The organism is Brevundimonas sp. FV1ye29L, assembly GCF_058681095.1.
This window is the reverse complement of the sequence record NZ_CM178730.1, coordinates 2476753-2499664: the sequence shown is the minus strand read 5'-3', so window position 1 is coordinate 2499664 and position 22912 is coordinate 2476753. Positions and strand designations below refer to the sequence as shown.

The following is a 22912-nucleotide window of genomic DNA, read 5'->3' as shown; positions in this document are numbered from 1 at the left end:
CCCTTGCGATCCCGCAAGCCGTCGCAGGGCCGTCGTGGATTAAGCTTAGGCAATGTTTGTCCCCCCATGGAGATTGAGCGCCGATGTTTGTCCGGTTCGCCGTCGTTTTGATGACCTTGACGCTCGCGGCTTGCGCCACGTACGGGCCGAGCCAGGAGTCGGGGCCCGTCGGCGAGCGGCCGCAGGTCATCCTGGTGTCGATCGACGGCTTCCGGCCGGACTATCTGGAGCGCGGGGTGACGCCGACCCTGTCGCAGCTGGCGGCGGAGGGGACGACGGCGGACATGCGCCCGTCCTTTCCCAGTGTGACATTCCCCAACCACTATACGCTGGTGACCGGCAAGCATCCGGACCACCACGGCATCGTCGGCAACAGTTTCGATGACGCCGGACTGGGCCGGTTCGACATGAGCAAGACCGAGCCCGGCTGGTGGAGCCAGGCCGAGCCGATCTGGATCACGGCCGAAAAGGCCGGCCTGACCACCGCCACCATGTTCTGGCCGGGATCGGAGACCGACCATGACGGGGTCCGGCCGCACTACTGGCGGCCGTTCGACCAGACGGTGTCCGGCGACGCCCGTGTCGATCAGGTCCTGGCCTGGATGGACGCCGATCCCCGTCCCGACCTGACGACCCTGTATTTCGATGTGGTCGATACCGCCGGCCACCGGCACGGCCCGGCGGCGCCCGGGACCCTGGAGGCGGTCGCCGCCGTGGACGCCTCGATCGGCCGACTGGTCGCGGGGCTGAAGGCGCGGGGGCTGTATGACAGCACGGTGCTGGTGATCGTCGCCGACCACGGCATGGCGGCGACGGCGCCCGATCGGGTGATGTATTTCGATGATCTGGTCGATGTCGGTGCGCTGGACATCATCTATCGCGGGGCGGCGGTGTTCCTGAACCCGAAGCCGGGGCGTGAGGCCGAGGTGACCGCAGCCCTGGCCCGGCGGCATCCGCATGGGGAGTGCTGGACCAGGGACCGCATCCCGGCCCGCTATGTGCTGGGCTCCAATCCCCGGGTTCCGGCCATCGTCTGCGCCGCCGATGTCGGCTGGTTGTTCGGCCTCCGCGAGCGGCCGGTGACCGGCGCGGGCGGGGCTCACGGCTATGACAATCGCGCGCCCGAGATGGCGGCCCTGTTCATCGTCCACGGTCCGGGGATCGCCCCCGGACGTCGACTGCGCCGCATGGACAGCGTCGATGTGCAGCCCCTGCTGGGCCGGCTGCTGCGCATTCCGGTTCCGGCGGGCGACGGGCGGCCGGAGGATACGCGGCCGGCGATGGTGCGACGGGCGCCTTGATCCCGTCGAAATGCAGGCCAGATACTGGGGCCCTAGTCGAAGTGATCCTCCGTGGCTGATTTCAGAGACCGAATGAAACGCTCAACCGCCGTCATCGCCGCCGCCCTGATCCTGGGGGCCTGCGGCAACGCCAACGACACCCGGGCCCAGGAAGGGGTCTTCGCCCAGCCGACCGATCGCGAGGTCCCGCGCGACGCCGCCTCGGTCAAGGCCAGCTTCGCCCCCGTCGTGCGGGAGGCGGCGCCAGCCGTGGTCAATATCTCGGCGCGGTCGATCCAGCGGGTCGATCCCTTCTTCCAGATGTTCAGCGGCATGCCGAGCAACCGGGTCGCCGAGTCGGCCGGGTCCGGCGTCATCGTCCGCTCGGATGGCATCGTGGTGACCAACAACCACGTCATCGCCAACGCCCAGCAGATCCGCGTCGTCCTCAACGACCGGCGGGAGTTCCCGGCGACGGTGCTGCTGGCCGACGAGCGCAGCGACATCGCCATACTGAAGCTGGATGATGTCTCCGAGGCCCTGCCGGTGCTGGCCATCGACGCCGCCGAGGACCTTCAGGTCGGGGATCTGGTCCTGGCCATCGGCAATCCGTTCGGCGTCGGCCAGACGGTGACCAACGGCATTATCTCAGCCCTGAACCGGACCGAGACCGGGATTTCGGACTCAGGCTCCTTCATCCAGACCGACGCGGCGATCAATCCGGGCAACTCCGGCGGGCCCCTGGTCGACATGGACGGGGACGTCATCGGCATCAACACCGCCATCTTCTCGCGCAGCGGCTCGTCGTCGGGCGTCGGCTTCGCCGTGCCGGCCTCGATGGTCAAGCGGGTGGTGGATTCGGCCCTTGGCGGAGCGACCAGCGTGGCGCGGCTGTGGCTGGGGGTGAAGGGCGAGGCCGTGACCTCCGACATCGCCCGCAGCCTGGGCATGGACCGGCCGCGCGGCCTGATCCTGACCGACATCTATCCCGGCGGTCCCGGAGCCCGGGCCGGTCTTCAGGACGGCGACATCATCGTTTCGGTCGATGGGCAGGAGATCAACGATCAGGGTGGGTTGAATTTCCGGGTCTCCACCAGGGGCGCCAACGACACCGTCTCTCTGGCGGTGCTTCGCGACGGCCAGCCGCGCACCATCACGGCCCGGACACAGACCTTGCCCGGCGACGCCGATCCGGGGGAGGGTGCGGCCGTCGGCGCCGGCGCCCTGGCGGGCCTGCGCGCCGTGGCGCTCAATCCCGCCTTCGCGGACAAATTGGGCGGCGATCCCTTCGCACGCGGCGTTCTGGTCACGGGGCTGCCGCGGGGCAGTATCGCGGCGCGCGCCGGCCTGCGTCCCGGCGACCTGATCCGTCAGGTGGACGGGCGGACCATCACCGCCGTGGCCGCTCTGGACGCCGCGCGCCGGGGCTCGGAACTGGTCATCGTCCGTAACGGGCGTCAGGCGACCGGCCGACTGCCCTGAGGCTCAGCCCCTGATCGGCGACCCGATCGACCAACTATGGCCGAACGGGTCGCGCAGCTGGCCATAGCGGTCGCCCCAGAACTGGTCGGCCATGGGCATGACGGGGACGGCGCCGCCCAGAAGGGCGCGCTCCCACCAGGCGTCCGCGTCATCGACCTGCAGATGCAGGGTGACGCCCGCCGGAACGATGTCGGCGGGATGTCCGTATTCCGGAAACTCGTCGTGCAGCATGACGCTGGCGCCGTTGATCTTGAGATGGGCGTGCATCAGCCGCTCGCCGTCCTCGGCCGGCTTCTGGTCCAGCACATCGGCCCCGAAGGCGCGGATGTAGAATTCCAGCGCCGCCTGACCGCCGCGCGACGGAATGACCAGGTGCGGCGTGATGCCGGTGGTCGGGCCTTGCAGTTCGGGGTCGGCAGCCATGGCGCATCTCCGTTTGGGACATTTAAGCCGTTCCCCCAGCAAGGGGGAAGGGAGCATATGGGGACGTATGACCGACCTGTTTGAAGCCTCCGGCATCCTGCCGCCCGATACGCCGCTGGCCGACCGGCTGCGCCCGGCGACGCTGGACGAGGTGGTGGGGCAGGATCATCTGCTCGGTCCCGGCGGGCCGATCCGGCGGATGATCGAGGCCGGGCGGCTGGGCTCGATGATCCTGTGGGGGCCGCCGGGCACCGGCAAGACGACCATCGCCCGGCTGCTGGCCAGGGCCGCCGGCTATGAGTTCCAGCAGATCTCGGCCGTCTTCTCCGGCGTGGCGGATCTGAAGAAGGCGTTCGAGGCGGCCCGGATGCGGCGGCTGGCCGGCCAGTCCACCCTGTTGTTTGTGGACGAGATTCACCGCTTCAACCGCGCCCAGCAGGATGGCTTCCTGCCGTTCGTGGAGGAGGGGGTCGTCACCCTGGTCGGGGCGACGACCGAGAACCCGTCGTTCGAGCTGAACGGGGCCCTGCTGTCGCGATCCCAGGTCTATGTGCTGAAGCGTCTGGACGATGCGGCGCTGGACCAGCTGCTGTCGCGGGCCGAGGCGCATGAGGACCGGACCCTGCCGCTGACGCCCGAGGCGCGCCACGCCCTGCTGGCCCTCGCCGACGGCGACGGGCGGTATCTGCTGACCATGTCAGAGGTGCTGTTCGACCTGCCGGCGGACATCGAACTGGACGTCCAGGGTCTGGCCGGCACGCTGCAGAAGCGCGCCCCCGCCTACGACAAGTCGAGAGAGGAACACTATAACCTCATCTCCGCCCTGCATAAGTCGGTACGGGGATCGGACCCCGACGCGGCCCTGTACTGGCTGGCGCGGATGCTGAACGGGGGCGAGGACCCGCTGTATCTGGCGCGGCGGATTGTGCGGATGGCGGTCGAGGACATCGGCGAGGCCGATCCCCTGTCCCTGCTGGTCGCCAATGCGGCCAAGGATGCCTACGACTTCCTCGGATCGCCCGAGGGCGAGCTGGCCCTGGCCCAGGCGGTGGTCCATCTGGCCACCGCGCCCAAGTCGGTCGGGGTCTATGAGGCGTTCAAGGCGGCCAAACGGGCGGCGGCCGAGACCGGCTCCCTGATGCCCCCGGCCCATATCCGCAATGCGCCGACCAGGCTGATGAAGTCGCTCGGCTACGGCAAGGGCTACCAGTACGACCCCGACACCCCCGAGGGCTTCTCGGGCGCGAACTTCTTCCCCGACGGGATGGAACGCCGTGTCTTCTACGCCCCGAAAGGCGAAGGGCATGAGGAGAAGGTCAAGGCGCGTCTGGACCGCTGGGCGGCGATGCGGGCGGCGATGCAGGCGGACCAGAAATGAAGTTGAGTGAATTTGTCTCGGATACATTGGTCGAGATCATGAGCGGGGTGATCTCCGCACAGACGCAGTGGACCGAGGGCGGTCAGAAAGGCCACATCAATCCTGTCTGGGGTGGCTATGAGGCCGGTCACAAGAACATTCGAGAAGTGCAGTTTGATGTTGCTGTGACGGTGACCGCGGGAGCGTCCGGGGGAGCAGAGGGTGGAATTAAGGTGCTCGGCGTGGGCTAAGTTGGAGCCGACGGCCAGACGAGCCACTCAAACTCGCGGGTCAGCCGGATCGCATTCACGGTCACGATTGCGCCGCCCATCATCTTCATCGAGCAGCCGAAATCTGAAACCTCGTAACTGGCGCAAGACGGCCAGTGGTTTTCACACGGTGTGAAATTTGAACTATTCAAACCGTCATCCTCGCCCTTGTGGCGAGGATCCAGACTCCCGGTGCGCTCGATTTCGCAGTGAATTTGGAGTCTGGCTGGACATCGCGGCCGGCGACACTCGTCGGAGTGTCTGGATCCTCGCCACAAGGGCGAGGATGACGATGAATAGTTGGACCCTAGGGTTCAGCTGAAAGCGCTTCCTCCAAACTTCTGGCCGGCACGAGTGCTTAGCTCCATCGCATAGCCAGTGACGCTCGCTGTTTAGGTGAACGTCGTTCATTGTAGGGGGCGCTGTCCCGATCTAGTTTGATCCCTCAACCGTTTCGGGGAGGGAAAGATGGCAGGAACTTCAAAAACACCGTGGCATCTATGGCTGGTGGGGGCGGTCGCCCTGCTGTGGAACAGCTTCGGGGCCTATGACTTCATCATGACCATGACGCAGGGCGAGGCCTATATGCGGTCGATGGGCATGACCCCGCCGATGATCGACTATTTCAACGCCATGCCGACCTGGATGTACGGGCCTTGGGTGCTGGGGGTCTGGGGCGCGGTGGCGGGGGCGATCCTGTTGCTGATGCGCAGCCGCTGGGCGGTGCACGCCCTTGTCGCCTCCCTGCTGGGCGCCGTGATCAGCCTGATCTATCAGAAATTCATCGACCCCATGCCGCCCCTGCCGGAGGCGATGACCATGATGGGCTATATGCCCTATGTCATCGTGCTGATCGCCGCCGGCCTGGCGGGGTATGCGTGGTCCATGCGCAGAAAGGGCGTGCTGGCCTGACGGCGGCGCTTCCGGCCCCGCGACATTCTGGCTAGGGTCGCGGTCGAACGGGATGGGAGACCCAGGATGAAAACGCCGTGGCACCTGTGGCTGGTGGGCGCGCTGTCGCTGCTGTGGAACGCCATGGGCGTCTGGCAGTGGTATCAGGAGCTCAAGCGATCGCCCGCCTATATCGCCGAGATGACCCTGGCGCAGGTCCGGTTCATCGAGACGATGCCGGTCTGGGTGTCGGTCGCCTTCGGACTGGCGGTCTGGGGCGGCGTGCTGGGGGCCCTGGCCCTGTTGCTGCGTCGCCGGCTGGCGTTCAACGCCTATATCGCAGCCCTGATCGGCTTCCTCGCCAATGCCGCCTATGTCTATGTCATGAAGGACGGGGCGACGGTCTTCGGCATGGGGGCGGTCGGGATCAATGTCGCCATCTTCCTGATCTGCCTGTTCGAGATCGGCTATGCGCGCTGGATGGCGAAGCGGGGCGTGCTGAGGTAAGGCGCGCGGGTGAACATCCGCGCCCCCGTCCCGCTCAGTCCCGAAGACATCGCCGCCGTCCGGTCCTGGGTGGTGTATGAGGACGCTCACGTCCTCGCCTTCAACAAGCCTTCGGGCCTGTCTAGCCAGGGCGGGCGGATACAGGCCCATACGCTGGACGACCTGCTGTGGGCCTTCGCCCGGTCGAACGGCAAGCGGCCGGAGCTGGTGCACCGTCTGGATCGCGACACCTCGGGCGTCATCTTGGCGGCGAAGACCAAGCCGGACGCCGGTTTTCTCGGCAAGGCGTTGCAGATGCGGCGGTTCTCCAAGACCTATCTGGCCCTGATCTCTGCGGCGCCCGAGCCGCGCGGCGGGACCATCGACGCCCCCCTGGTGCGTCAGGAGATCGGCCGCGAGAGCTATATGCGGGTCTGCGCCTTTGACGCGCCCGGGGCGCAGGGCTCGCAGAGCCGGTATCGCACCCTCGCGTCCTCCGAGGACGGGGCGCTGGTCGAGCTGGAGCCCCTGACCGGGCGGATGCATCAGCTGCGCGTCCATATGGCCCATATCGGCCGGCCCCTGATCGGCGATCCCCGCTATGGCGGCGCCCTGACGGCGGCGGGGCAGAGGGCCGGGCGGTTGATGCTGCACGCCGCCCGGCTGGCCTTCCCCCACCCCGGGGGCGAACGGATGACGGTGTCTGCGCCGCCGCCCGAGGATTTCACGGTTCTGGCGACCGCCATGGGACTGGCTGACGGGCTGGCGGCGTACGGAACGAAGCCTGCCGACTGAGGGTTTTCACCGTAACAGTGGAGTTCCCCATGACACGCCGCGCCCTCGCCGCCGTCGCCCTCGCCGTCTCGGCCCTGACCCTGTCGGCCTGCGCCAGCCTGGCCCCCTATGGCCCGCAGGGCGGGCCGGGCGGTCAGGGGTTCTCGGAACAACGGATTGAGCGGGATCGATACCGCGTGACCTATAACGGTGTCGGCGCGCCCGGGCCCGTGGCCGACCGGGCCCTGCTGCGCGCCGCACAGCTCACGACCGAACAGGGCTATGACTGGTTCCAGGTGACCCAGCGCTATGTCGACGGCCGACCGGACAGCGCCGGCGGTTTCCGGCCGAGCGTCTCGGTCGGCTACGGCTCATCCAATTATGGCGGCTGGCGCACGTCAGGGACGGGGGTGGGCCTCGGCCTGAACTTCAGCGGGCCGTCCCCGACCTCGACCGTGCTGGAAGTGCGGCTGGGGCGCGGCGCCCGTCCCGATGCGCCCGAGATCTATGACGCGCGTGAGGTCCAGGCCGCGCTGGGACGCTGAATCGCCTGATGGGGGTCAGCGTCCCCGGGTCAGCGTCCCCGGGTCAGCGTCCCCGGGTCAGGGCGCGATATTCGACCAGTCGCTCCTTGTCGCGGCGGACCTGATCGGCGACGGCGTCGTCGACGTCGAGCGAGGCATAGCGAACCCAGCCCTCGACCCCGAGCTTGGTCTGGATGGCCTGGGGCGGCGTCTGCCAGAAGATGTAGGAGGCCAGGCTGACGCCGGCGCCCAGCACCACCGCCAGACCTTGCAGTCCCCGGAACCAGACCGCCTCGGCCGGGGCCGGCTCAAGCGCGAACAGAACGGCCCAGACGACGAAGACCAGCGGCGTCACGAACCGGGCGAACCAGCGCATCCAGTAGCGTTCGCGACGCACGCGCCACAGCTCCATCTGGACGTATTTTTCCATATATTCCATGCGCGCGCCCATCCACATGGTCAGGCGGGTCAGGAAATGGGCGCGACGGCCCCAGCCCTTGCCGTCCATCTGGTAGTGGGTCTCGGCCTGATCGGCCATGGTGCGGGCGGTGGTGAACAGGTTCTGAAGCTCGCGCGTGCGCTGCACGATCTCGCGCGACAGTTCGTAGGAGTCGTTCTCCAGACGGAACCGGTACTGGACGAACAGGATCGCCTGTACGCCCCAGTACAGACCCACCACGGCCAGCATGGCGCCGGCGGCCAGTGCCGCCCCCAGGGTCAGGGTTCCGGTCCAGTTGCTGAACCAGGTCGGGCCCAGGGTCGCCAGGGCGGTCATGGCGATCAACGCCAGGGCCTGGCACAGGCGTTTGACCCCGACGTGGACGCACAGGGCGCGGAAGACGCGTCGGCCATAGGCGTGGATATGGGCGCGCAGGTCCTGATCGACCGGGAACCGCTCCTCGATCTGCCGGCTGAACAGGACGTGGAAGCGGTCGGGCTTTCCTTCGGTTTCCCAGAACGGGAAGATGTCGAGCGGCTGGTTGAAATATTCGTTGATATGCGACGAGACGGCGGCGATGGCCGCCGGGTCATTGGAGAAGACCTCCGAGTCCTGGATAGGACGCAGAATCCCGTCGCCGGCGCGCAGGGCCTCCGGCCGATCCGGCGTGCGGGACGGCGGCGCACGGCCGGCGAGATCGGCGGCGCCGGGCGGCGGCGCCTCTCCCGTATGGCCAATGTAGCTGTCCGGACGGGGCTGGGTCTGGGGCGGGGGCGGCGGGGAGGGCGCTGCGGCAGGGGGAGGCTGGTCGAACGGGGAGGCCGGCCATGGTTCCGGCGTCGCGGCGTGGCCATGGCCGTCCGGACCTGCGGCGACGGTGTCGTGCGGCGGTTCGTGCGACATGGGCGGAACGGAGCTCCCGGGGGCGATTAACCAATTCAGAATGGCAGATGCGGATGCTTCGCCGCGCGCCGTTCTCTCAACAGGCGAAGTGACAGGCGCGGAGCGTCAGCGCAAATGACAATGCGTTCAGGTCGCCGAACAGGCTGGAAGCCTGTATGAGGCCGCGATGACACGATTTCTTCTGGTCGCCTTCGGCGGCGCGATCGGCGCGACGGCGCGCTACAGCCTTGGCATAGCCTACGGGCGGCTCGCCCCCGGCATGGCCTGGCCCTGGGCGACAATGACGGCCAACCTGCTGGGCGGCCTGCTGATGGGTCTGCTGACCGGCTGGCTGGCCCATCGCGGCGGGGCGGATCAGGAGCAGGTCCGGCTGTTCGCGGCCGTGGGCGTGCTGGGCGGCTTCACCACCTTTTCCGCCTTCTCGCTGGAGACGGCGATGATGCTGGAACGCGGTCGTTACGGGCCCGCCGCCGCCTATGTCGGCGTCTCGGTCGTCGCCGCCGTCGCCGCCCTGTTCCTCGGCCTGATGGTCGCCCGACGTCTGTTCGGAGCCGGCGCATGAGCGACGACCCCGAAGCCGGGCCCGAGACCGAAGCCGCCTCCGTCCGTCAGGTCCAGACCCTCTATGTCGCCGAGGCCGAGGACGGCATCCGGCTGGATCGCTGGTTCCGCCGCCGCTGGCCGCACCTGTCCAACATCCAGGTCCAGAAGATGGCCCGCAGCGGCCAGATCCGCGTCGACGGCGCCCGCATCAAGCCCGAGGGCCGGCTGACCGCCGGCGCCGCCGTCCGCGTGCCGCCGATCCCCGACGACACCTCGCGCCAGGCCGGCGACCTGCATACCCTCAGCGAGCGCGACATCGCCTTCGCCAAATCCCTCGTGCTCTATGAGGACGATCTGGTCATCGCCCTGAACAAGCCGCACGGGCTGGCGGTGCAGGGGGGCACCAAGACCAGCCGCCACGTCGACCGCCTGCTGTCGGCCTGGGGGGAGGGGCTGGAGCGGCCGCGTCTGGTGCACCGGCTCGACCGCGACACCTCCGGCGTCCTGCTGCTCGGCAAGGGGCCGGAGGCGGCCAAGCGACTGGCCGGCGCCTTCGCCCGGCGTCAGGCCAAGAAGACCTACTGGGCCATCGTCTACGGCATGCCCAAGCCGACCGCCGGCCAGATCGACATGGCGCTGAAGAAGTCGGGCATCAACGACTATGAGATCATGCGTCCGGCCGACCGCAAGGAACCGGGCGCCGAACCGGCCGAGACCGCCTTCGCCATGATCAGCCATGCCGGTCAGCGCGCCGCCTGGATGGCCCTGCGTCCCTTCACCGGGCGGACCCACCAGTTGAGGGCCCATATGAAGGGGATCGGTCATCCCATTCTGGGCGATCCGAAATACGGCGACGAGAAGTCGAAGGAACTGAGCGGCCCGCTGCGGTTGCAACTCCACGCCCGCCGCATCGAACTGGACCACCCGCGCGGCGGGACCCTGATCGTCGAGGCGCCGCTGAGTCCCGAGATGAAGGCGGGGTTCAACCATTTCGGCTTCGACGAGCGGGAGGCGGACCACGATCCGTTCGCAGGCGTGAAGAGGATGAGATGAAGGCGCGCATATTCCTCCCCCATTGGGGGAGGGGGACCGCGAAGCGGTGGAGGGGGCCGGCCCCAGACGCAGTGCTTGCGGTGGGCCCCCTCCGTCACGGCGCGAAGGCGCGCCGCGCCACCTCCCCCAACGGGGGAGGAGTATGAGCAGACCCCTCGCCATCTTCGACATCGACGGGACCCTGGTGGACAGCCGGGCGTCGATCTTCCGGGCGGCGTGCGATGCGGCGCGCGGGATCGGCCTGCCCGAGCCGGAGTATGACCGGGTGCGCCGGATCGTCGGCCTGTCGCTGGACGAGGCGATGCGGACGCTGGAGCCGGATCTGGACGACCCGACCCTGGCCGATTTCGTCGCCGGCTTCCGCGCCAGTTTCGCCCGCATGCACGCCGAGGGTTATCAGGAGCCGCTGTATGACGGGGCGCTGGACCATCTTAGGCGGCTGCACCGCGACGGCTGGCGGCTGGCCCTGGCGACGGGCCAGAACCGCAAGGGCGTCGGACGCAATCTGGCGCGCGAGGGCTGGGCCGACCTGTTCCTGTCCAGCCACTGCGCCGATGACGGCCCGGGCAAGCCGGATCCCTCCATGCTGTTTGCCGCGCTGAAGGCCTGCGAAGCCCGGCCCGAACGCGCCATCATGATCGGCGACACCGCCCACGACGCCCGGATGGCCCGCAATGCCGGGATTGCGGCTGTCGGCGTCAGCTGGGGCTTCCATACGGTCGAGGAACAGCGCGCCGAGGGGGTGCGCCACGTCGCCGCCGATTTCTCTGATCTGGAGGCGGCGCTGGCGGCGTTCGCCGACAGCCGCGCACTGGAACGGTCATGAGCCACATCCCGCCGCTTGATCCCATGGTCGCCGCCCGCAAGGGCTTCCGCGAGGCCGAGGACCGGCTGAAGCGTTTCTGGACCACGGTCGATATCGCCGAGGCGGACGGCCGATGGCGCGTCCGGCTGGACGGCCGCGCCCCGAAGACGCCGGCCGGGGCGCCCTATGACCTGCCGACCGAGGCCGTCGCCCACATGGTCGCCGACGAATGGGCGGCCCAGGGCGAGTTCCTGATCCCCGCAACCATGCCCGCCACCCGGCTGGCCGCCACCGCTCTCGACCGGATCGAACAGGCGCGGGACGCCGTGGCCGACGAGATCGCCGCCTATGCCGGGACGGACCTGATTTGCTATCCCGCCGATCACCCGACATCGCTGGTCGAGCGTCAGGCGCGCGAATGGGGACCGTGGCGGGACTGGGCCGTTGAACTGGGCGCGCCGCTGGCCGTGGCGGACGGCCTGACCCACCGGGCCCAGGACCCGGCCGCCCTGGCGCGGGTCAAGGCGCTGGCGCTGGAGCTCGACGTCTTCGCCCTGACGGCCCTGGCCACGGCCGTCCCCCTGTTCGGCTCGGCGGTGCTGGGGCTGGCGGTCCAGCGCGGCGCCCTGAGCGGAGAGGCCGCCTTCGACCTGTCCCGCCTCGACGAGGCCCATCAGGAAAGCCAGTGGGGCGTCGACGCCGAGGCGGAGGCCCGCACCGCTGCGCGCCGCGCCGAGGCTGCTCTGCTGGACCAGTGGTTCAGGGCGCTGGAAGGCTAGGGGTCGACTCGAAAACCACCCCCGTCATCCTCGCCCTTGTGGCGAGGATCCAGACTCTCGGTCGGGCGCGTCTCGCGCAGGCCGTTGATCCAGCCGTCGCCCCATTTGACGAGGGTGTTTCTGGATCCTCGCCACAAGGGCGAGTGTTCACCAAGATCGACAGTTCCTGGCGGTGGCGATCTGAGGGGCCGGATCGGCGCCCGCATGATGCCTGTGCATGGCCGCGTTTCGGGCGTTCTGCAGCTTGGCATCTTCGGTCAGGTTCACCAGCGGCCTGACCTTTATCGCTGTCCGTGCCAAGGAGGTGCGGATGGGCCGGAGTGTCATCGATAACTATCATGCTCGGATGCGCCGGGTGCTCGTCTTTATTGACGGACATCTGGAGAAAGATCTGAGCGTGGAGGTGCTCAGTGACGTCGCCGCGTTCTCCAAGCACCATTTCCAGCGGCAGTTCTCTTCGCTGTTCGGGATCAGCGTTGGCCGGTACGTGCAACTCGCGCGTCTGAAGCGGGCCTCCTACAGGCTGGCTTTTCGCGACGGTTGCGGCGTGCTGGAGATCGCGCTCGACAGCGGCTACGAGGGACCGGAGGCGTTCAGTCGCGCCTTCCGGCGTCATTTCGACCAGAGCCCGACCGGCTTTAGAAGAGAGCCCCGATGGAGCCCTTGGCTCGCGGCCAACGCGCCGCTCACCCAAGCCAGGAGCAAGACCATGTCATCGACTTTTACCGACGCCGACGTCCGCGTTGTCGACTTCCCGGAAACCGCCGTGGCGCTGATGGCGCATCGCGGCGATCCTGCCCTGATCGGCGACACCATTCGCCGCTTCATCACCTGGCGAAAGGCCGCCGGCCTGCCGCCGAAGGCCAGTGCTACCTTCAACATCTTCCACCCCGATCCGCACGACCCATCGGCCGAACTCAATCGGGTGGAGCTGTGCGCCGCGACCGACCGGACCATCGCGCCAAACGACCAGGGCGTGGTCGCGGGGATCATCCCGGGGGGACGCTGCGCGGTGTTGCGCCAGGTTGGTGGCAGCGATGACCTTCGCGCTACGGCGACCTGGCTCTACGGCCAATGGCTGCCCAGGAGCGGGCGCGAGCCGCGCGACTTCCCGATGTTCGCCCAGCGCGTCAGCTTCTTCCCCGACGTGCCCGAGCAAGAGGCCGTCACGGACATCTTCCTGCCGATCCAGTAGCCGATCCGGACGGCCCTCCGCCGGGGAGCGTGCGCTTCGGCGTCGCTCCCCACCTTGAAGACGATCACCGTGTCCGCCGTCAGCGACGGTGGCCGCCTTTTGCCAGCATCGGTGTATCCCCCTCATTTCAGGGCGAGGATGAAGGAGGGGGTGGTGACCGCCCGGCTATGAAGATGATTTTCCAATCTGGAAAATGATGACTTGCCATCATGGAAACTGATGCTATTCTTTCCGTATTGGAAAGTGAGGATCCCATGACGCATGACCCTGATCCGAAAGACCCGAACCCCCACGACGCCCTTGCCGCGATACAGGCGGCGCGCAGCAAGGTCGTTCAGAACGCCGACTATCCGGTCGGCTATGACATCGCCTATGGCGGCGTCTGCGCCCTGCTGGTCGCCGGGCAGGGGATGCCCAGCCCGTGGTCGTTCATCGCCCTGCCGATCGCCATGGCCGGTCTGGCCGTGATGATCATGTGGTGGCGCAAGCGGGTCGGATGGTGGGTCAACGGCTATTCGCCGAAGCGGGCGCGATGGGTGGCCTTCGGTCTGGCCGGGGTGTTCCTCGCCCTGGTCGGCCTGTCGCTCTACGGCCGTTATGTCGGGCCCTGGTGGCTGTTCCTGGTGTCCGGCGCCATCGGCTGGGTCGCCGCCGCCTTCGCCGGCCGTTTGTGGATGCGCGTGTGGCGCAAGGAGATGTCGGAGGCGGTGCGTTGAAGCGGGCGCCTGTGTTCGATCCTGTCATCCACGCGCCCGGCCGGCTCCAGATCTGCGCCATCCTGTCCAGCGTCGACGACGCCGAGTTCGCCATGGTCCGCGACGCCATCGCCGTGTCGGACTCGGTCATGTCCAAACATGTGAAACAGCTGGAGGAGGCGGGCTATGTCGCCGTCTCCAAGCTGGCGGCGGCGGGACGCCAGCGCACCTGGCTGAGCCTGACGACGGCGGGCCGCGCGGCCTTCAAGGCCCATGTCGCCGAACTGACCCGGCTGGCGGGGGTGGGGTAGGTTCAATCGACTCTCAGATCTTTGGTCCGTCATTCCGGGGCTGAGCGCAGCGAAGAACCCGGAACCCAGGACTACGGCGCAAACGTTTCAAGCGTTTCGAGATCGGGACCGTCCCCTGGGTTCCGGGTTCCGCTTCGCGGCCCCGGAATGACGGCGAAGGTGACCTAACTATCGATGGATCCTACCCCGCCCGATAAGGCGACAGCTCCGCCGTCATCGCCTCGATCTCGGCCGCCACCCCCGGCCGTTCCTGGTCGAGATACTGCGCCACCGCGTCGCGCAGGCCGGGATGGGCGATGAAATGGGCGGAATAGACGGGGGAGGGCAGGTAGCCGCGGGCGATCTTGTGCTCGCCCTGCGCCCCCGCCTCGACGCGGGACAGGCCGCGTTCGATGGCGAATTCGATGGCGCGGTAATAGCAGAGCTCGAAATGCAGGAAGGGGACCTCGTCCAGCGTCCCCCACTGGCGGCCGTACAGGGCGTCACGGCCGATGAAGTTCAACGCCCCGGCGATCGGCGCCCCCTCGCGGAACGCCATGACCAGGGCGATCCGGTCGGCCATGGTCTGGCCTATCATCGAGAAATACCCCCGCGTCAGATAGGGCCGGCCCCATTTCCGCGATCCGGTGTCCATGTAGAATTCGAAGAAGGCGTCCCAGTGGGCCTCCGTGATCTCCGCTCCGGTCAGGACGCGGATATCCAGCCCGGCGTTGGCCTCGCGCCGCTCGCGCCGGATGGTCTTGCGCCGGTTGGACGACAGGGCGTTCAGGAAGTCGTCAAAGGTCCGATAGCCGTCGTTGCGCCAGATGAACTGCATGTCCTGACGCAGCAGCATCCCGGCCTCGCCCATGGCGCGCCATTCGGCTTCGGTGGGGAAGTTGACGTGCAGGGACGAGACGCCCAGCCGCTCGACCAGGGTCAGGGCGCCCTGAACCAGCGCCTCCCTCACCGTGGCGGCGTCGGTGTCGGGATGGCTCAGGAACCTCGGCCCGGTGGCGGGGGTGAAGGGCACGGCGCCGAGCAGTTTGGGATAGTAGCGCCCGCCGGCGCGCTGGAAGGCGTCCGCCCAGCTGTGGTCGAAGACGTATTCACCCTGGCTGTGCCCCTTCAGATAAAGGGGCATGACGCCAAGGACGCCGCCCTCCGGATCACGCAGGCTGAGATGACGCGGACCCCAGCCCTCGGCCGGGACAGCGCTGCCCGAGGCCTCGCAGGCGTGGAGGAAGTCGTAGCTGACGAAGGGATCGCCGGTCGGGGCCGCGCACGCGTCCCAGGCCTCCCGGCCGATATCGGCGATCCCGTCGTGGACGTGGAGGGTGAAGGGTTCACTCACGGGCATTTGCCGCTGGTGAGAAAAAATGACCGCATGTCTCCCGTCATCCTCGCCCTTGTGGCGAGGATCCAGACTCCCGGCGGCGGCGGCGACTCACTGGCGCGACGGCGTTTCTGGATCCTCGGGACAGGCCCGAGGATGACGGAGTTGGGGGAGGCGACGGCGCTATTGATCAACGAACCTCTACGACCGCGTCCACCTCGACGGCGAAGCCGAGCGGCAGCTGGTAGACGCCGACGGCCGAGCGGGCGTGGCGGCCCTTGTCGCCGAACACCTCGACCATCAGGTCCGAACAGCCGTTGATGACGGCGGGGATGGCGGTGAAGCCCGGCCCGGCCTGGACGAAACCGCCCAGTTTGACGATGCGCACGACCCGCTCCAGATCGCCATCGAGGGCGGCGCTGATCTGGGCCAGCAGATTGATGCCGCACAGGCGGGCGCCGGCGGCGGCGTCTTCGGGCGAGACATCAACGCCCACAGTGCCCTTCAGGCCGCCCGAGGCGTCGTTGGAGAGCTGGCCGGAGATGTGCAGCAGGTTGCCGGTCTGGACGTAAGGCACATAGTTGGCGACGGCCTTGGCCGGCTCAGGCAGGCTGATGCCGAGGTCAGACAGGCGGGCGGCGATGGTCATGGCGGTCTCCGGAGGACGTGTGGCCCCGCATGTAGCGCGGCCGGCCGCGCGCTTAAAGGTTCGCCAACGGTCATGCGGCATAGTGCCGGTATGGAAACGCTCTCTAACGCTCTGATCGCCGCCTTCCAGGACGTCCGCAACAGACTGGACGCCGGAGAGCTCTATCGTATCGATGTCGCCTCGGTGAAGGCCGTGGACCCGGCCCGGGCGGCCGCGCCCCACTGGAATTTCGACCTGCCGTCGCACGCTGCACACGCCGCCCTGGCCGAGGACGGGCCGGTGACGGACGACCTGAAGCGCGGCCTGATCGCGACATGGGCGCTGGAACTGCCGGACCGTATCCGGGCCGCTGACCTGCCGCCCGAGGTGACGCAACACTATGAATTCTGGCTGGACCGGCTGGCCGAGTTCCTGACGGCTGAAACCGGCGCCTATGACGCCGACTTCTGGGCCAAGGACGTGCGCTTCACCCTGGCGCTCAGCGTGCCGGGGGCCCGGACCCAGACCATCGACCTGTCCTCTCCCATGGGGCCGCGACAGGTGCTGCAGAACGGTCTGGACGGCTACGGCTGGTCCCAGGCCGTCGCCTATATGAAGGCCCAGGGCTGGAAGAAGCCCTGGCTGGAGGTCCATACTGAAAGCCGCCACACCGCCGACTTCACCGAGGCCGGCTGGGACGAGGCCTGGGCCTCGGGCGCGGCGATCTGCAAGCGCCGTCCGGAACTGGCCGGGATGATCGGATCGAGCTGGTTCTATGATCCGCCGCTGGAGACGATCAGCCCGCGTCTGGCCTATCTGCGGCTTAACCCGCTGAAGGGCGGCGCCTTCATCATCCATCAGGGGCCGGGCGAGATTCACTCCCAACGCTGCGGCGCCACCTCCCCGACCCGACGGGCCATGATCGAATCCGGCGAATACCTGCCCCGTTCGTGGCTGGTCGCCTGGCCGCGCGCGACCCTGATCCCGTGGGCGGAAACCCGGGTCCCGGGCGCTGAAAAGGCCGCCTGATCTAGGCGGTTACCCGCCGCCAGGCCTCGCCGACCGGCAGGATGTCCAGATCGGCGGCCCTGGCCAGGCGGATCAGCCGGTCGAGGTCGTCGGGCGTGCAGCCATAGGGCGTCGGGCCGTCCATGACGTCATGGCCATAGGCGATCAGCCAGCCCTTTTGCGAGGCGGTCTGTTCCACCAAGGCCTCAAGATCATAGCCGGGGAGGCGGCGGGACTCGAGGCCGATGGCCTGCAACAGGTTGCGGTCGACCGACCCCGTATTGACCCCGTTCCGCACTCCGCGTCCGCACAGGAAGCGGCGGTCAATCACCGCCTTGGCGCCCAGGGCGCAGTCGCCGAACGGATAGGCGAAGGTGGTCATCTCGTAGCCGCCCAGCACATCGTCGACCCAGGCGGCGTTGCGGGCGAGGCTGGCGTCGAGGTCCGACGGCGACAGGGTCAGGGTCGAGACATGCTCATAGGTGTGGCATCCGACCTCATGCCCGGCGTCGTGCAGGGCCTTAAGGTGTTCCGGCTCGAACTGGGGCAGGTCCATGTTGCGCCCGCCCGACAGGCCGCCGCAGACATAGTAGGTCGCCTTGATCTCGTGTTCGGCCAGGATCGGCCCGGCCTCGGTCCAGGCCGTGACCGGGATGTCGTCGAACGACAGGCTCAGCACGCCGCGCCCCGGCCGGATCGGCTCGGACCGGACGTCGAGATATCGGCCGGCGCGGCGGCGCATCTTGTCGATGAAGGCGTTCATGGGAACACCCTAGCCCTGTCCGGTTAATCTCACCTTCCGCTCATCCCCGCGAAGGCGGGGACCCAGTTTTGTTACGGGGCAGGGCGCCCGGATGAGGGTCTGTCGTTTCCCTTGAAGTCCGATCGCCTAAAGCACTGGGTCCCCGCCTTCGCGGGGATGAGCGGGGTGGGGCTATTTCTTCAACGCCCGGCCGGCCACGACCGCCCCCTTGCCGAACTTCGCGCGCAGGGCGTCGATGGCGGTTTCGGTCTTGAGGGTGCGGGCCTCGGCCGTGTCGAACAGGGCCGAGGGGGCGTCGGCCGCCTCCTGCACATCGGCCAGACCGATGCCGATCAGGCGATAGGGGCGGCCCAGTTCGGGCCTCAGCAACTCCCGCCCGGCGGCGAACAGGCCCCGGGCCGTCTGGACGGGCTCGGCCAGGGTCTGGCGGCGGGTGACGATGCGGAAATCAGCCCGGCGCAGTTTCAGGATCACCGTCCGGCTGGCGACGCCGTCATGGCGCGCCTTGGAGGCCAGTTTCTCGCACAGGGGCCAGAGCTCGGCCTCCAGATCCGGTTGCGACGTCAGGTCGGTGTTGAAGGTGGTCTCGGCGCTCATCCCCTTGCGGTCATGGTCGGGACGGACCGGGCGGCTGTCGCGGGCATGGCTGAGCTCATGCAGGCGCAATCCGGTCTCGCCATAGCGTTTGACCAGGTCGCGGACATCGGCCCGGGCCAGATCGCCGATGGTGTCGAAGCCGTCGCTGCGCAGGGTCTTGCCGAACACCGGCCCGACGCCGGGCAGGGTCCGGACCGAACGGGGGGCCAGGATCGCCTCGGCGTTGGCCCGGTTGACGACGGAAAAGCCGCGCGGCTTGTCCATCTCCGACGCCATCTTGGCGAGAAACCGGTTGGGGGCCAGGCCGATCGAGACGGTCAGGCCGATCCCGGTCTCGATCCGCTTCTGCAGGCGGATCAGCTGGAAGGCCGGGGGGCCGCCGTTCAGCCGCTCGGTGCCCGACAGATCGATCCAGGCCTCATCCAGCGACAGGGTCTGGACCAGAGGCGTCAGCTCGCCGACCAGATCGAAGATGCGACGGCTCTCGGCGACATATTTCGAGAAATCCGGCTTCAGCACCACGGCGTCGGGACAGGCCTTCAACGCCTTGAACATCGGCATGGCTGAGCCCACCCCATGCAGCCGGGCGATGTAGCAGCAGGTCGAGACGACCCCGCGCACCCCGCCGCCGACGATCACCGGCCGGTCGCGCAGTTCCGGCCGGTCGCGCTTCTCCACCGAGGCGTAGAAGGCGTCGCAGTCCAGATGGGCGATCGAGAGCTGGTCCAGCTCGGCGTCGCAAACCAGCCGCACGCCGCCGCAGGCCGGGCAGCGGTTTCCGGCCGGCGTCCCGTCGCCGGTCCAGAGGCAGTCGCGACAGATGGCCGTGATGGCCAGGGTCATTCTCCGCAGGCAGATGCCGACGCGACAGCGCGCCTGACTTCACGCCAACTTAAGACTGGCGCGCCCATATTGCATCCGAAGAAGACCAGAGGCCCTCCGGCGCCGCCGCGCCGTCCAGACAGGGCGAACAGACCGGGTGACGATGTCCAAGAAAGTCCTCATCGTGGAGGATAACGAGCTGAACATGAAGCTGTTTCATGATCTGCTCGACTCCCAGGGCTACGAGACCCTGCAGACCCGCGAGGGTTTGCAGGCCATGGCCCTGGCGCGCCTGCATCGTCCCGACCTGATCCTGATGGATATCCAGCTGCCCGAGATCTCGGGGCTGGAGGTGACCAAATGGCTGAAGGACGACGAGGACCTGGCCCATATCCCGGTCGTGGCGGTCACCGCCTTCGCCATGAAGGGCGATGAGGAGCGGATCCGTCAGGGCGGCTGTGAGGCCTATATCTCCAAGCCGATCTCGGTGATGCATTTCCTCGAGACCGTGCGCAAGCATCTGGGCCAGCCGGTCGTGGCGGGCTAGGCCGATGACCGCACGCATCCTTGTTGTCGATGACGTGGAAGCCAATGTGCGGCTTCTCGAGGCCAAGCTGACCATTGAATACTATGATGTCCTCAGCTGCACCGACGGGGCGACGGCCCTGAGTCTGGCCGAGACGGAACAGCCGGACATCATCCTGCTGGACGTCATGATGCCGGGCATGGACGGGTTCGAGACCTGTCGTCGACTGAAGGCCGATCCCGCCACACGGCATATTCCGGTGGTGCTGGTCACCGCCCTCGACGGTCGTGAGGACCGGATCAAGGGACTGGAGGCCGGCGCTGACGACTTCGTCACCAAGCCGCTGGACGACGTCATCCTGTTCGCCCGGGTCAAGTCGCTGGTGCGGCTGAAACTGGTGATGGACGAGCTGCGCGAGCGCGAGGAAAGCGGCCGGCGTCTCGGCGTCACCACGGACGGCGCCAGCCGACTGCGCGCGGCCGGGGGCCGGGTTCTGGTGGTCGATGACAATGCCCGTCAGTCCGACAAGATCCTGACCGAACTGGCCCGTGAACACCGGGCGACGGTCGAGACCGATGTCGAGGCCGCCCGGCGCGCCGCTGCCGGCCCGCTGGATCTCATGATCGTCAATGTGTCGGCCGACAGCTTCGACGGACTGCGGTTGATCGCCCATATCCGCTCGGCCGAGGCGACGCGCGCCTTGCCGATCCTGGCGGTGGTGGATCCGGCGGACCGTCCCCGGTTGCTGAAGGCGCTGGATCTGGGCGTCAATGACATCCTGCCGCGCCCCGTGGACCCCGAGGAACTGGCGGCCCGCGCCCGGACCCAAGTGAAGCGCAAACGCTATGCCGACTTCCTGCGCCAGAAGCTGGACTACAGTCTGGAGATGGCCGTCACCGACGCCCTGACCGGCCTGCACAATCGCCGTTACATGGCGGGCCAGCTGGCGGATTTCGTGCGGGGCTCCAATCGGGGCGGCGGAGCAGTGGCCGTGCTGATGATCGACATCGATCACTTCAAGGCGGTCAATGACGGCTTCGGCCACGATGCGGGCGATGAGGTCCTGACCGAGTTCGCCGTCCGCCTGGCCACCAATGTCCGCGCGGTCGACCTGCCGTGCCGGATCGGGGGCGAGGAATTCGTCGTTGTCATGCCCGACACCCGGCTGGAGGACGCGCTGCTGATCGCCGACCGAATCCGTCGCGACGTCGCCGCGGCGCCGTTCCGCGTCATGGGCAGCGAACATATCTCGATTACGGCCTCGGTGGGGGTCGCCGCCTCCACCGGCCAGGGCGACAGCCCCGAGGCCCTGCTGAAGCGGGCCGATGAAGGCGTCTATGAGGCCAAGTCGCGCGGGCGTAACCGGGTCATCGCCCGCGCCGCCTGATCTCGTTTCCCGCGATAGCGCGTGTCCGGCCAGCTGGGTTCATCACGGCGACCACAACGAATTCACAACGATCACGGCGGGATCAAGGTCTCGGCCTCGTGGTGTCCGTTGCGTCATCGCTGTGACCGTTGTGATGAACCGGGTCGTCATCGCAGGATCGCCTGGCGAGGCGCGAACGCTGCACACCCGGGAGGCAACGAAAAACGCCCGGCCATTCCTGACCGGGCGTTCTGATCCTCGGATCGACCTCGCTTCGCCCGTTGTCCGGGGAAGACGAGATTCCAGGGTCTTACTTGATCTTGCCTTCCTTGAACGGCACGTGCTTCTTGACGACCGGGTCATATTTATTGACCAGCATTTTTTCGGTCATCGTGCGGGCGTTCTTCTTGGTGACATAGAAGAAGCCGGTGTCGGCCGTGGAGTTCAGGCGGATCTTGATTGAAGCCGGTTTGGCCATCGGAATTACCTCTGCGACGGCGAAAGCCGCTTAAAATAAGAGGCGCGGAACATACTCAGGACCGCCCCAAAGTCAACGGCCCCGGACAGGAACATGACGCCGCATTGAGCGCAGCGCGTTTGCTTCTAGGCTGTCGTGATGAAAATCGCACCCGTGATCGTCGGCGTCGCCGCCCTGGCCCTCTCCGCCTGCGCCTCTGCGCCGGGCCTGTCGTCCGGCGCCGAAACGCCCCAGGACACCTTCCTCGCCCGTTTGAACGCCCTGTGCGGCCAGTCGTTCGAGGGGCGGGTGGTCACGACCGACGCCGCCGACGACGACTTCCGCAAGAGCCGTCTGGTCATGCAGGTCCGTGACTGCGCCGCCGGCGAAGTGGGCATCCCCTTCGCGGTGGGCGAAGACCGCTCGCGCCGCTGGATCATCACCCGCACCGAGGCGGGTCTCAGGCTAAAGCACGACCACCGCGATCCGGCCGGGGTGATCCACGGCTATCATATGTACGGCGGCGACACGGCGAACGCCGGCTCGGCCGAACGGCAGGAGTTCCCGGTGGACCAGGAGTCCATCGACCAGTTCATCGCCGGCGGCGCCGGGGTCTCGACCACCAATGTCTGGGCCGTGGAGGTCCACCCGGGCCGGATGTTCGCCTATGAGCTGCGCCGCCCCGGCGGCCGGTTCATGCGGGTGGAGTTCGACCTGACGAAGCCGCTGGCGGACCAGGGGTCGCATTGCTCCACATCCCCACCTCGTCATCCTCGCCCTTGTGGCGAGGATCCAGAAACACCGACGATCAGGGTTTGACCCAGACGTCCATTCCATCGCCTCGACACGTTGACCCATCTGCACGACCGGGAGTCTGGATCCTCGCCACAAGGGCGAGGATGACGGAAGGGTTGGGCCCGTGGCGGAGCCGGAAGGCGGCGCAGGCGACAGCCAGTCGCGCGATCCCGCTTCAGGCCTGACGCCGGTAGTGCAGGGCGATCGCGCCGTTGCGGAACGGCCGTGCCGAGATCAGCTCCAGCAATCGAGGGTCGGACAGCCCGCCACGATTCAGGCCGCCCTGATACAGGGTCGGGCCTCGTCCATCAGTCGGGTGAAGAAGGCGTGCGTCTCGTCGTCAGCGATCCCCGCCTGATGATCGACGCAGCCGTCCAGGGTGAGGTTGAGGCTGAAGGTCAGGAGTCCCATCCGGCGACTACAGGC

Annotated in this window: 27 protein-coding genes; 19 read left to right on the top strand and 8 right to left on the bottom strand. The window is 67.8% G+C overall.

The genetic code is table 11. The annotated features are described in order from the left end of the window. Window positions 1–110: 110 nt before the first annotated feature. Window positions 111–1301, top strand: coding sequence for an alkaline phosphatase family protein (locus ACW17W_RS12230; protein WP_492077185.1), 1191 nt, complete (start codon window positions 111–113; stop codon window positions 1299–1301). 72 nt (window positions 1302–1373) lie between these two features. After that, a complete protein-coding gene (locus ACW17W_RS12225) occupies window positions 1374–2762 on the top strand; it encodes a trypsin-like peptidase domain-containing protein (RefSeq protein WP_492077184.1) in 1389 nt (462 codons plus the stop codon). 3 nt (window positions 2763–2765) lie between these two features. Here ACW17W_RS12225 and ACW17W_RS12220 read toward each other — a convergent pair whose 3' ends face one another. Beyond that, a complete protein-coding gene (locus ACW17W_RS12220) occupies window positions 2766–3185 on the bottom strand; it encodes a VOC family protein (protein ID WP_492077183.1) in 420 nt (139 codons plus the stop codon). Between the two features lie 67 nt (window positions 3186–3252). On the opposite strand from ACW17W_RS12220, the gene ACW17W_RS12215 reads away from it, so the two are divergent. From ACW17W_RS12215 to ACW17W_RS12190, 6 genes are all read left to right on the top strand, one after another. Further along, on the top strand, window positions 3253–4563 hold the full coding sequence (locus tag ACW17W_RS12215; RefSeq protein ID WP_492077182.1) for a replication-associated recombination protein A: 1311 nt from the start codon (window positions 3253–3255) through the stop codon (window positions 4561–4563). A 2-nt stretch (window positions 4564–4565) separates the two neighbouring features. Continuing rightward, window positions 4566–4793 carry a hypothetical protein gene (locus ACW17W_RS12210; RefSeq protein WP_492077181.1) on the top strand — a complete coding sequence of 76 codons (228 nt, stop codon included), beginning with the start codon at window positions 4566–4568 and terminating at the stop codon, window positions 4791–4793. A 486-nt stretch (window positions 4794–5279) separates the two neighbouring features. Then, a complete protein-coding gene (locus ACW17W_RS12205; RefSeq protein ID WP_492077180.1) occupies window positions 5280–5723 on the top strand; it encodes a hypothetical protein in 444 nt (147 codons plus the stop codon). A 66-nt stretch (window positions 5724–5789) separates the two neighbouring features. Next, window positions 5790–6209, top strand: coding sequence for a hypothetical protein (locus ACW17W_RS12200; RefSeq protein WP_492077179.1), 420 nt, complete (start codon window positions 5790–5792; stop codon window positions 6207–6209). A gap of 9 nt (window positions 6210–6218) precedes the next feature. After that, entirely contained in the window at window positions 6219–6983 is a 765-nt protein-coding gene (locus ACW17W_RS12195; protein ID WP_492077178.1) for an RluA family pseudouridine synthase, read from the top strand. A gap of 29 nt (window positions 6984–7012) precedes the next feature. Continuing rightward, window positions 7013–7507 carry a CC0125/CC1285 family lipoprotein gene (locus ACW17W_RS12190; protein WP_492077177.1) on the top strand — a complete coding sequence of 165 codons (495 nt, stop codon included), beginning with the start codon at window positions 7013–7015 and terminating at the stop codon, window positions 7505–7507. Window positions 7508–7550: 43 nt separating this feature from the next. Here ACW17W_RS12190 and ACW17W_RS12185 read toward each other — a convergent pair whose 3' ends face one another. After that, window positions 7551–8828, bottom strand: a complete 1278-nt coding sequence (locus tag ACW17W_RS12185) for a hypothetical protein (protein ID WP_492077176.1) — start codon at window positions 8826–8828, stop codon at window positions 7551–7553. A gap of 166 nt (window positions 8829–8994) precedes the next feature. Between ACW17W_RS12185 and crcB the strand changes: the two genes are divergently transcribed. From crcB to ACW17W_RS12150, 7 genes are all read left to right on the top strand, one after another. Next, the gene (gene crcB / locus ACW17W_RS12180) at window positions 8995–9390 is read left to right on the top strand and encodes a fluoride efflux transporter CrcB (protein ID WP_492077175.1); all 396 of its coding nucleotides are present in this window, start codon (window positions 8995–8997) and stop codon (window positions 9388–9390) included. Continuing rightward, window positions 9387–10424 (top strand): RluA family pseudouridine synthase, encoded by a 1038-nt coding sequence (locus ACW17W_RS12175; RefSeq protein WP_492077174.1) that lies wholly within the window; start codon window positions 9387–9389, stop codon window positions 10422–10424. Before crcB ends, ACW17W_RS12175 begins: the two co-directional genes overlap by 4 nt. A 142-nt stretch (window positions 10425–10566) precedes the next feature. After that, window positions 10567–11250 carry an HAD-IA family hydrolase gene (locus tag ACW17W_RS12170; protein ID WP_492077173.1) on the top strand — a complete coding sequence of 228 codons (684 nt, stop codon included), beginning with the start codon at window positions 10567–10569 and terminating at the stop codon, window positions 11248–11250. Next, a complete protein-coding gene (locus tag ACW17W_RS12165) occupies window positions 11247–12008 on the top strand; it encodes an ATP12 family chaperone protein (RefSeq protein WP_492077172.1) in 762 nt (253 codons plus the stop codon). The genes ACW17W_RS12170 and ACW17W_RS12165 overlap by 4 nt, the downstream gene beginning before the upstream one ends. A 217-nt stretch (window positions 12009–12225) precedes the next feature. After that, window positions 12226–13203: an AraC family transcriptional regulator gene (locus ACW17W_RS12160; protein WP_492077171.1), complete on the top strand. Its 978-nt coding sequence runs from the start codon at window positions 12226–12228 to the stop codon at window positions 13201–13203. A 254-nt stretch (window positions 13204–13457) separates the two neighbouring features. Beyond that, window positions 13458–13919: a hypothetical protein gene (locus ACW17W_RS12155; protein WP_492077170.1), complete on the top strand. Its 462-nt coding sequence runs from the start codon at window positions 13458–13460 to the stop codon at window positions 13917–13919. A gap of 11 nt (window positions 13920–13930) precedes the next feature. Next, window positions 13931–14209 carry a transcriptional regulator gene (locus ACW17W_RS12150; protein ID WP_492077169.1) on the top strand — a complete coding sequence of 93 codons (279 nt, stop codon included), beginning with the start codon at window positions 13931–13933 and terminating at the stop codon, window positions 14207–14209. 181 nt (window positions 14210–14390) lie between these two features. On the opposite strand, the gene ACW17W_RS12145 is transcribed toward ACW17W_RS12150, so the two are convergent. Both ACW17W_RS12145 and ACW17W_RS12140 read right to left on the bottom strand, forming a co-directional pair. Further along, window positions 14391–15548 carry a GNAT family N-acetyltransferase gene (locus ACW17W_RS12145; RefSeq protein WP_492077168.1) on the bottom strand — a complete coding sequence of 386 codons (1158 nt, stop codon included), beginning with the start codon at window positions 15546–15548 and terminating at the stop codon, window positions 14391–14393. A 166-nt stretch (window positions 15549–15714) separates the two neighbouring features. After that, complete coding sequence (locus tag ACW17W_RS12140; RefSeq protein ID WP_492077167.1) at window positions 15715–16173, bottom strand: RidA family protein; 459 nt, start codon at window positions 16171–16173, stop codon at window positions 15715–15717. A gap of 90 nt (window positions 16174–16263) precedes the next feature. Between ACW17W_RS12140 and ACW17W_RS12135 the strand changes: the two genes are divergently transcribed. Then, complete coding sequence (locus ACW17W_RS12135) at window positions 16264–17181, top strand: hypothetical protein (RefSeq protein ID WP_492077166.1); 918 nt, start codon at window positions 16264–16266, stop codon at window positions 17179–17181. A 1-nt stretch (window position 17182) separates the two neighbouring features. On the opposite strand, the gene ACW17W_RS12130 is transcribed toward ACW17W_RS12135, so the two are convergent. Together ACW17W_RS12130 and ACW17W_RS12125 are read right to left on the bottom strand one after the other, a co-directional pair. Then, the gene (locus ACW17W_RS12130; RefSeq protein ID WP_492077165.1) at window positions 17183–17923 is read right to left on the bottom strand and encodes a polysaccharide deacetylase family protein; all 741 of its coding nucleotides are present in this window, start codon (window positions 17921–17923) and stop codon (window positions 17183–17185) included. A 171-nt stretch (window positions 17924–18094) separates the two neighbouring features. Further along, window positions 18095–19357 (bottom strand): DNA polymerase IV, encoded by a 1263-nt coding sequence (locus tag ACW17W_RS12125; RefSeq protein ID WP_492080317.1) that lies wholly within the window; start codon window positions 19355–19357, stop codon window positions 18095–18097. 148 nt (window positions 19358–19505) lie between these two features. Here ACW17W_RS12125 and ACW17W_RS12120 point away from each other — a divergent pair, with 148 nt between their 5' ends. Together ACW17W_RS12120 and ACW17W_RS12115 are read left to right on the top strand one after the other, a co-directional pair. Continuing rightward, the gene (locus tag ACW17W_RS12120; RefSeq protein ID WP_492077164.1) at window positions 19506–19889 is read left to right on the top strand and encodes a response regulator; all 384 of its coding nucleotides are present in this window, start codon (window positions 19506–19508) and stop codon (window positions 19887–19889) included. Window positions 19890–19893: 4 nt separating this feature from the next. Beyond that, window positions 19894–21255 (top strand): PleD family two-component system response regulator, encoded by a 1362-nt coding sequence (locus ACW17W_RS12115; RefSeq protein ID WP_492077163.1) that lies wholly within the window; start codon window positions 19894–19896, stop codon window positions 21253–21255. A 289-nt stretch (window positions 21256–21544) separates the two neighbouring features. On the opposite strand, the gene rpmG is transcribed toward ACW17W_RS12115, so the two are convergent. Next, window positions 21545–21712: a 50S ribosomal protein L33 gene (gene rpmG / locus ACW17W_RS12110; protein ID WP_492077162.1), complete on the bottom strand. Its 168-nt coding sequence runs from the start codon at window positions 21710–21712 to the stop codon at window positions 21545–21547. Between the two features lie 138 nt (window positions 21713–21850). On the opposite strand from rpmG, the gene ACW17W_RS12105 reads away from it, so the two are divergent. Beyond that, window positions 21851–22510, top strand: a complete 660-nt coding sequence (locus ACW17W_RS12105) for a hypothetical protein (RefSeq protein WP_492077161.1) — start codon at window positions 21851–21853, stop codon at window positions 22508–22510. 249 nt (window positions 22511–22759) lie between these two features. On the opposite strand, the gene ACW17W_RS12100 is transcribed toward ACW17W_RS12105, so the two are convergent. Continuing rightward, a complete protein-coding gene (locus ACW17W_RS12100) occupies window positions 22760–22897 on the bottom strand; it encodes a hypothetical protein (RefSeq protein ID WP_492077160.1) in 138 nt (45 codons plus the stop codon). Window positions 22898–22912: the final 15 nt, after the last annotated feature.

Bases quoted from the DNA above. Each gene is read 5' to 3' on its own strand.
- ACW17W_RS12230 (WP_492077185.1), top strand. From the start codon at position 111: ATGACCTTGACGCTCGCGGCTTGCGCCACGTACGGGCCGAGCCAGGAG.
- ACW17W_RS12225 (WP_492077184.1), top strand. From the start codon at position 1,374: ATGAAACGCTCAACCGCCGTCATCGCCGCCGCCCTGATCCTGGGGGCC.
- ACW17W_RS12220 (WP_492077183.1), bottom strand. From the start codon at position 3,185: ATGGCTGCCGACCCCGAACTGCAAGGCCCGACCACCGGCATCACGCCG.
- ACW17W_RS12215 (WP_492077182.1), top strand. From the start codon at position 3,253: ATGACCGACCTGTTTGAAGCCTCCGGCATCCTGCCGCCCGATACGCCG.
- ACW17W_RS12205 (WP_492077180.1), top strand. From the start codon at position 5,280: ATGGCAGGAACTTCAAAAACACCGTGGCATCTATGGCTGGTGGGGGCG.
- ACW17W_RS12200 (WP_492077179.1), top strand. From the start codon at position 5,790: ATGAAAACGCCGTGGCACCTGTGGCTGGTGGGCGCGCTGTCGCTGCTG.
- ACW17W_RS12190 (WP_492077177.1), top strand. From the start codon at position 7,013: ATGACACGCCGCGCCCTCGCCGCCGTCGCCCTCGCCGTCTCGGCCCTG.
- ACW17W_RS12185 (WP_492077176.1), bottom strand. From the start codon at position 8,828: ATGTCGCACGAACCGCCGCACGACACCGTCGCCGCAGGTCCGGACGGC.
- crcB (WP_492077175.1), top strand. From the start codon at position 8,995: ATGACACGATTTCTTCTGGTCGCCTTCGGCGGCGCGATCGGCGCGACG.
- ACW17W_RS12175 (WP_492077174.1), top strand. From the start codon at position 9,387: ATGAGCGACGACCCCGAAGCCGGGCCCGAGACCGAAGCCGCCTCCGTC.
- ACW17W_RS12170 (WP_492077173.1), top strand. From the start codon at position 10,567: ATGAGCAGACCCCTCGCCATCTTCGACATCGACGGGACCCTGGTGGAC.
- ACW17W_RS12165 (WP_492077172.1), top strand. From the start codon at position 11,247: ATGAGCCACATCCCGCCGCTTGATCCCATGGTCGCCGCCCGCAAGGGC.
- ACW17W_RS12160 (WP_492077171.1), top strand. From the start codon at position 12,226: ATGGCCGCGTTTCGGGCGTTCTGCAGCTTGGCATCTTCGGTCAGGTTC.
- ACW17W_RS12155 (WP_492077170.1), top strand. From the start codon at position 13,458: ATGACGCATGACCCTGATCCGAAAGACCCGAACCCCCACGACGCCCTT.
- ACW17W_RS12145 (WP_492077168.1), bottom strand. From the start codon at position 15,548: ATGCCCGTGAGTGAACCCTTCACCCTCCACGTCCACGACGGGATCGCC.
- ACW17W_RS12140 (WP_492077167.1), bottom strand. From the start codon at position 16,173: ATGACCATCGCCGCCCGCCTGTCTGACCTCGGCATCAGCCTGCCTGAG.
- ACW17W_RS12135 (WP_492077166.1), top strand. From the start codon at position 16,264: ATGGAAACGCTCTCTAACGCTCTGATCGCCGCCTTCCAGGACGTCCGC.
- ACW17W_RS12130 (WP_492077165.1), bottom strand. From the start codon at position 17,923: ATGAACGCCTTCATCGACAAGATGCGCCGCCGCGCCGGCCGATATCTC.
- ACW17W_RS12120 (WP_492077164.1), top strand. From the start codon at position 19,506: ATGTCCAAGAAAGTCCTCATCGTGGAGGATAACGAGCTGAACATGAAG.
- ACW17W_RS12115 (WP_492077163.1), top strand. From the start codon at position 19,894: ATGACCGCACGCATCCTTGTTGTCGATGACGTGGAAGCCAATGTGCGG.
- rpmG (WP_492077162.1), bottom strand. From the start codon at position 21,712: ATGGCCAAACCGGCTTCAATCAAGATCCGCCTGAACTCCACGGCCGAC.
- ACW17W_RS12105 (WP_492077161.1), top strand. From the start codon at position 21,851: ATGAAAATCGCACCCGTGATCGTCGGCGTCGCCGCCCTGGCCCTCTCC.
- ACW17W_RS12100 (WP_492077160.1), bottom strand. From the start codon at position 22,897: ATGGGACTCCTGACCTTCAGCCTCAACCTCACCCTGGACGGCTGCGTC.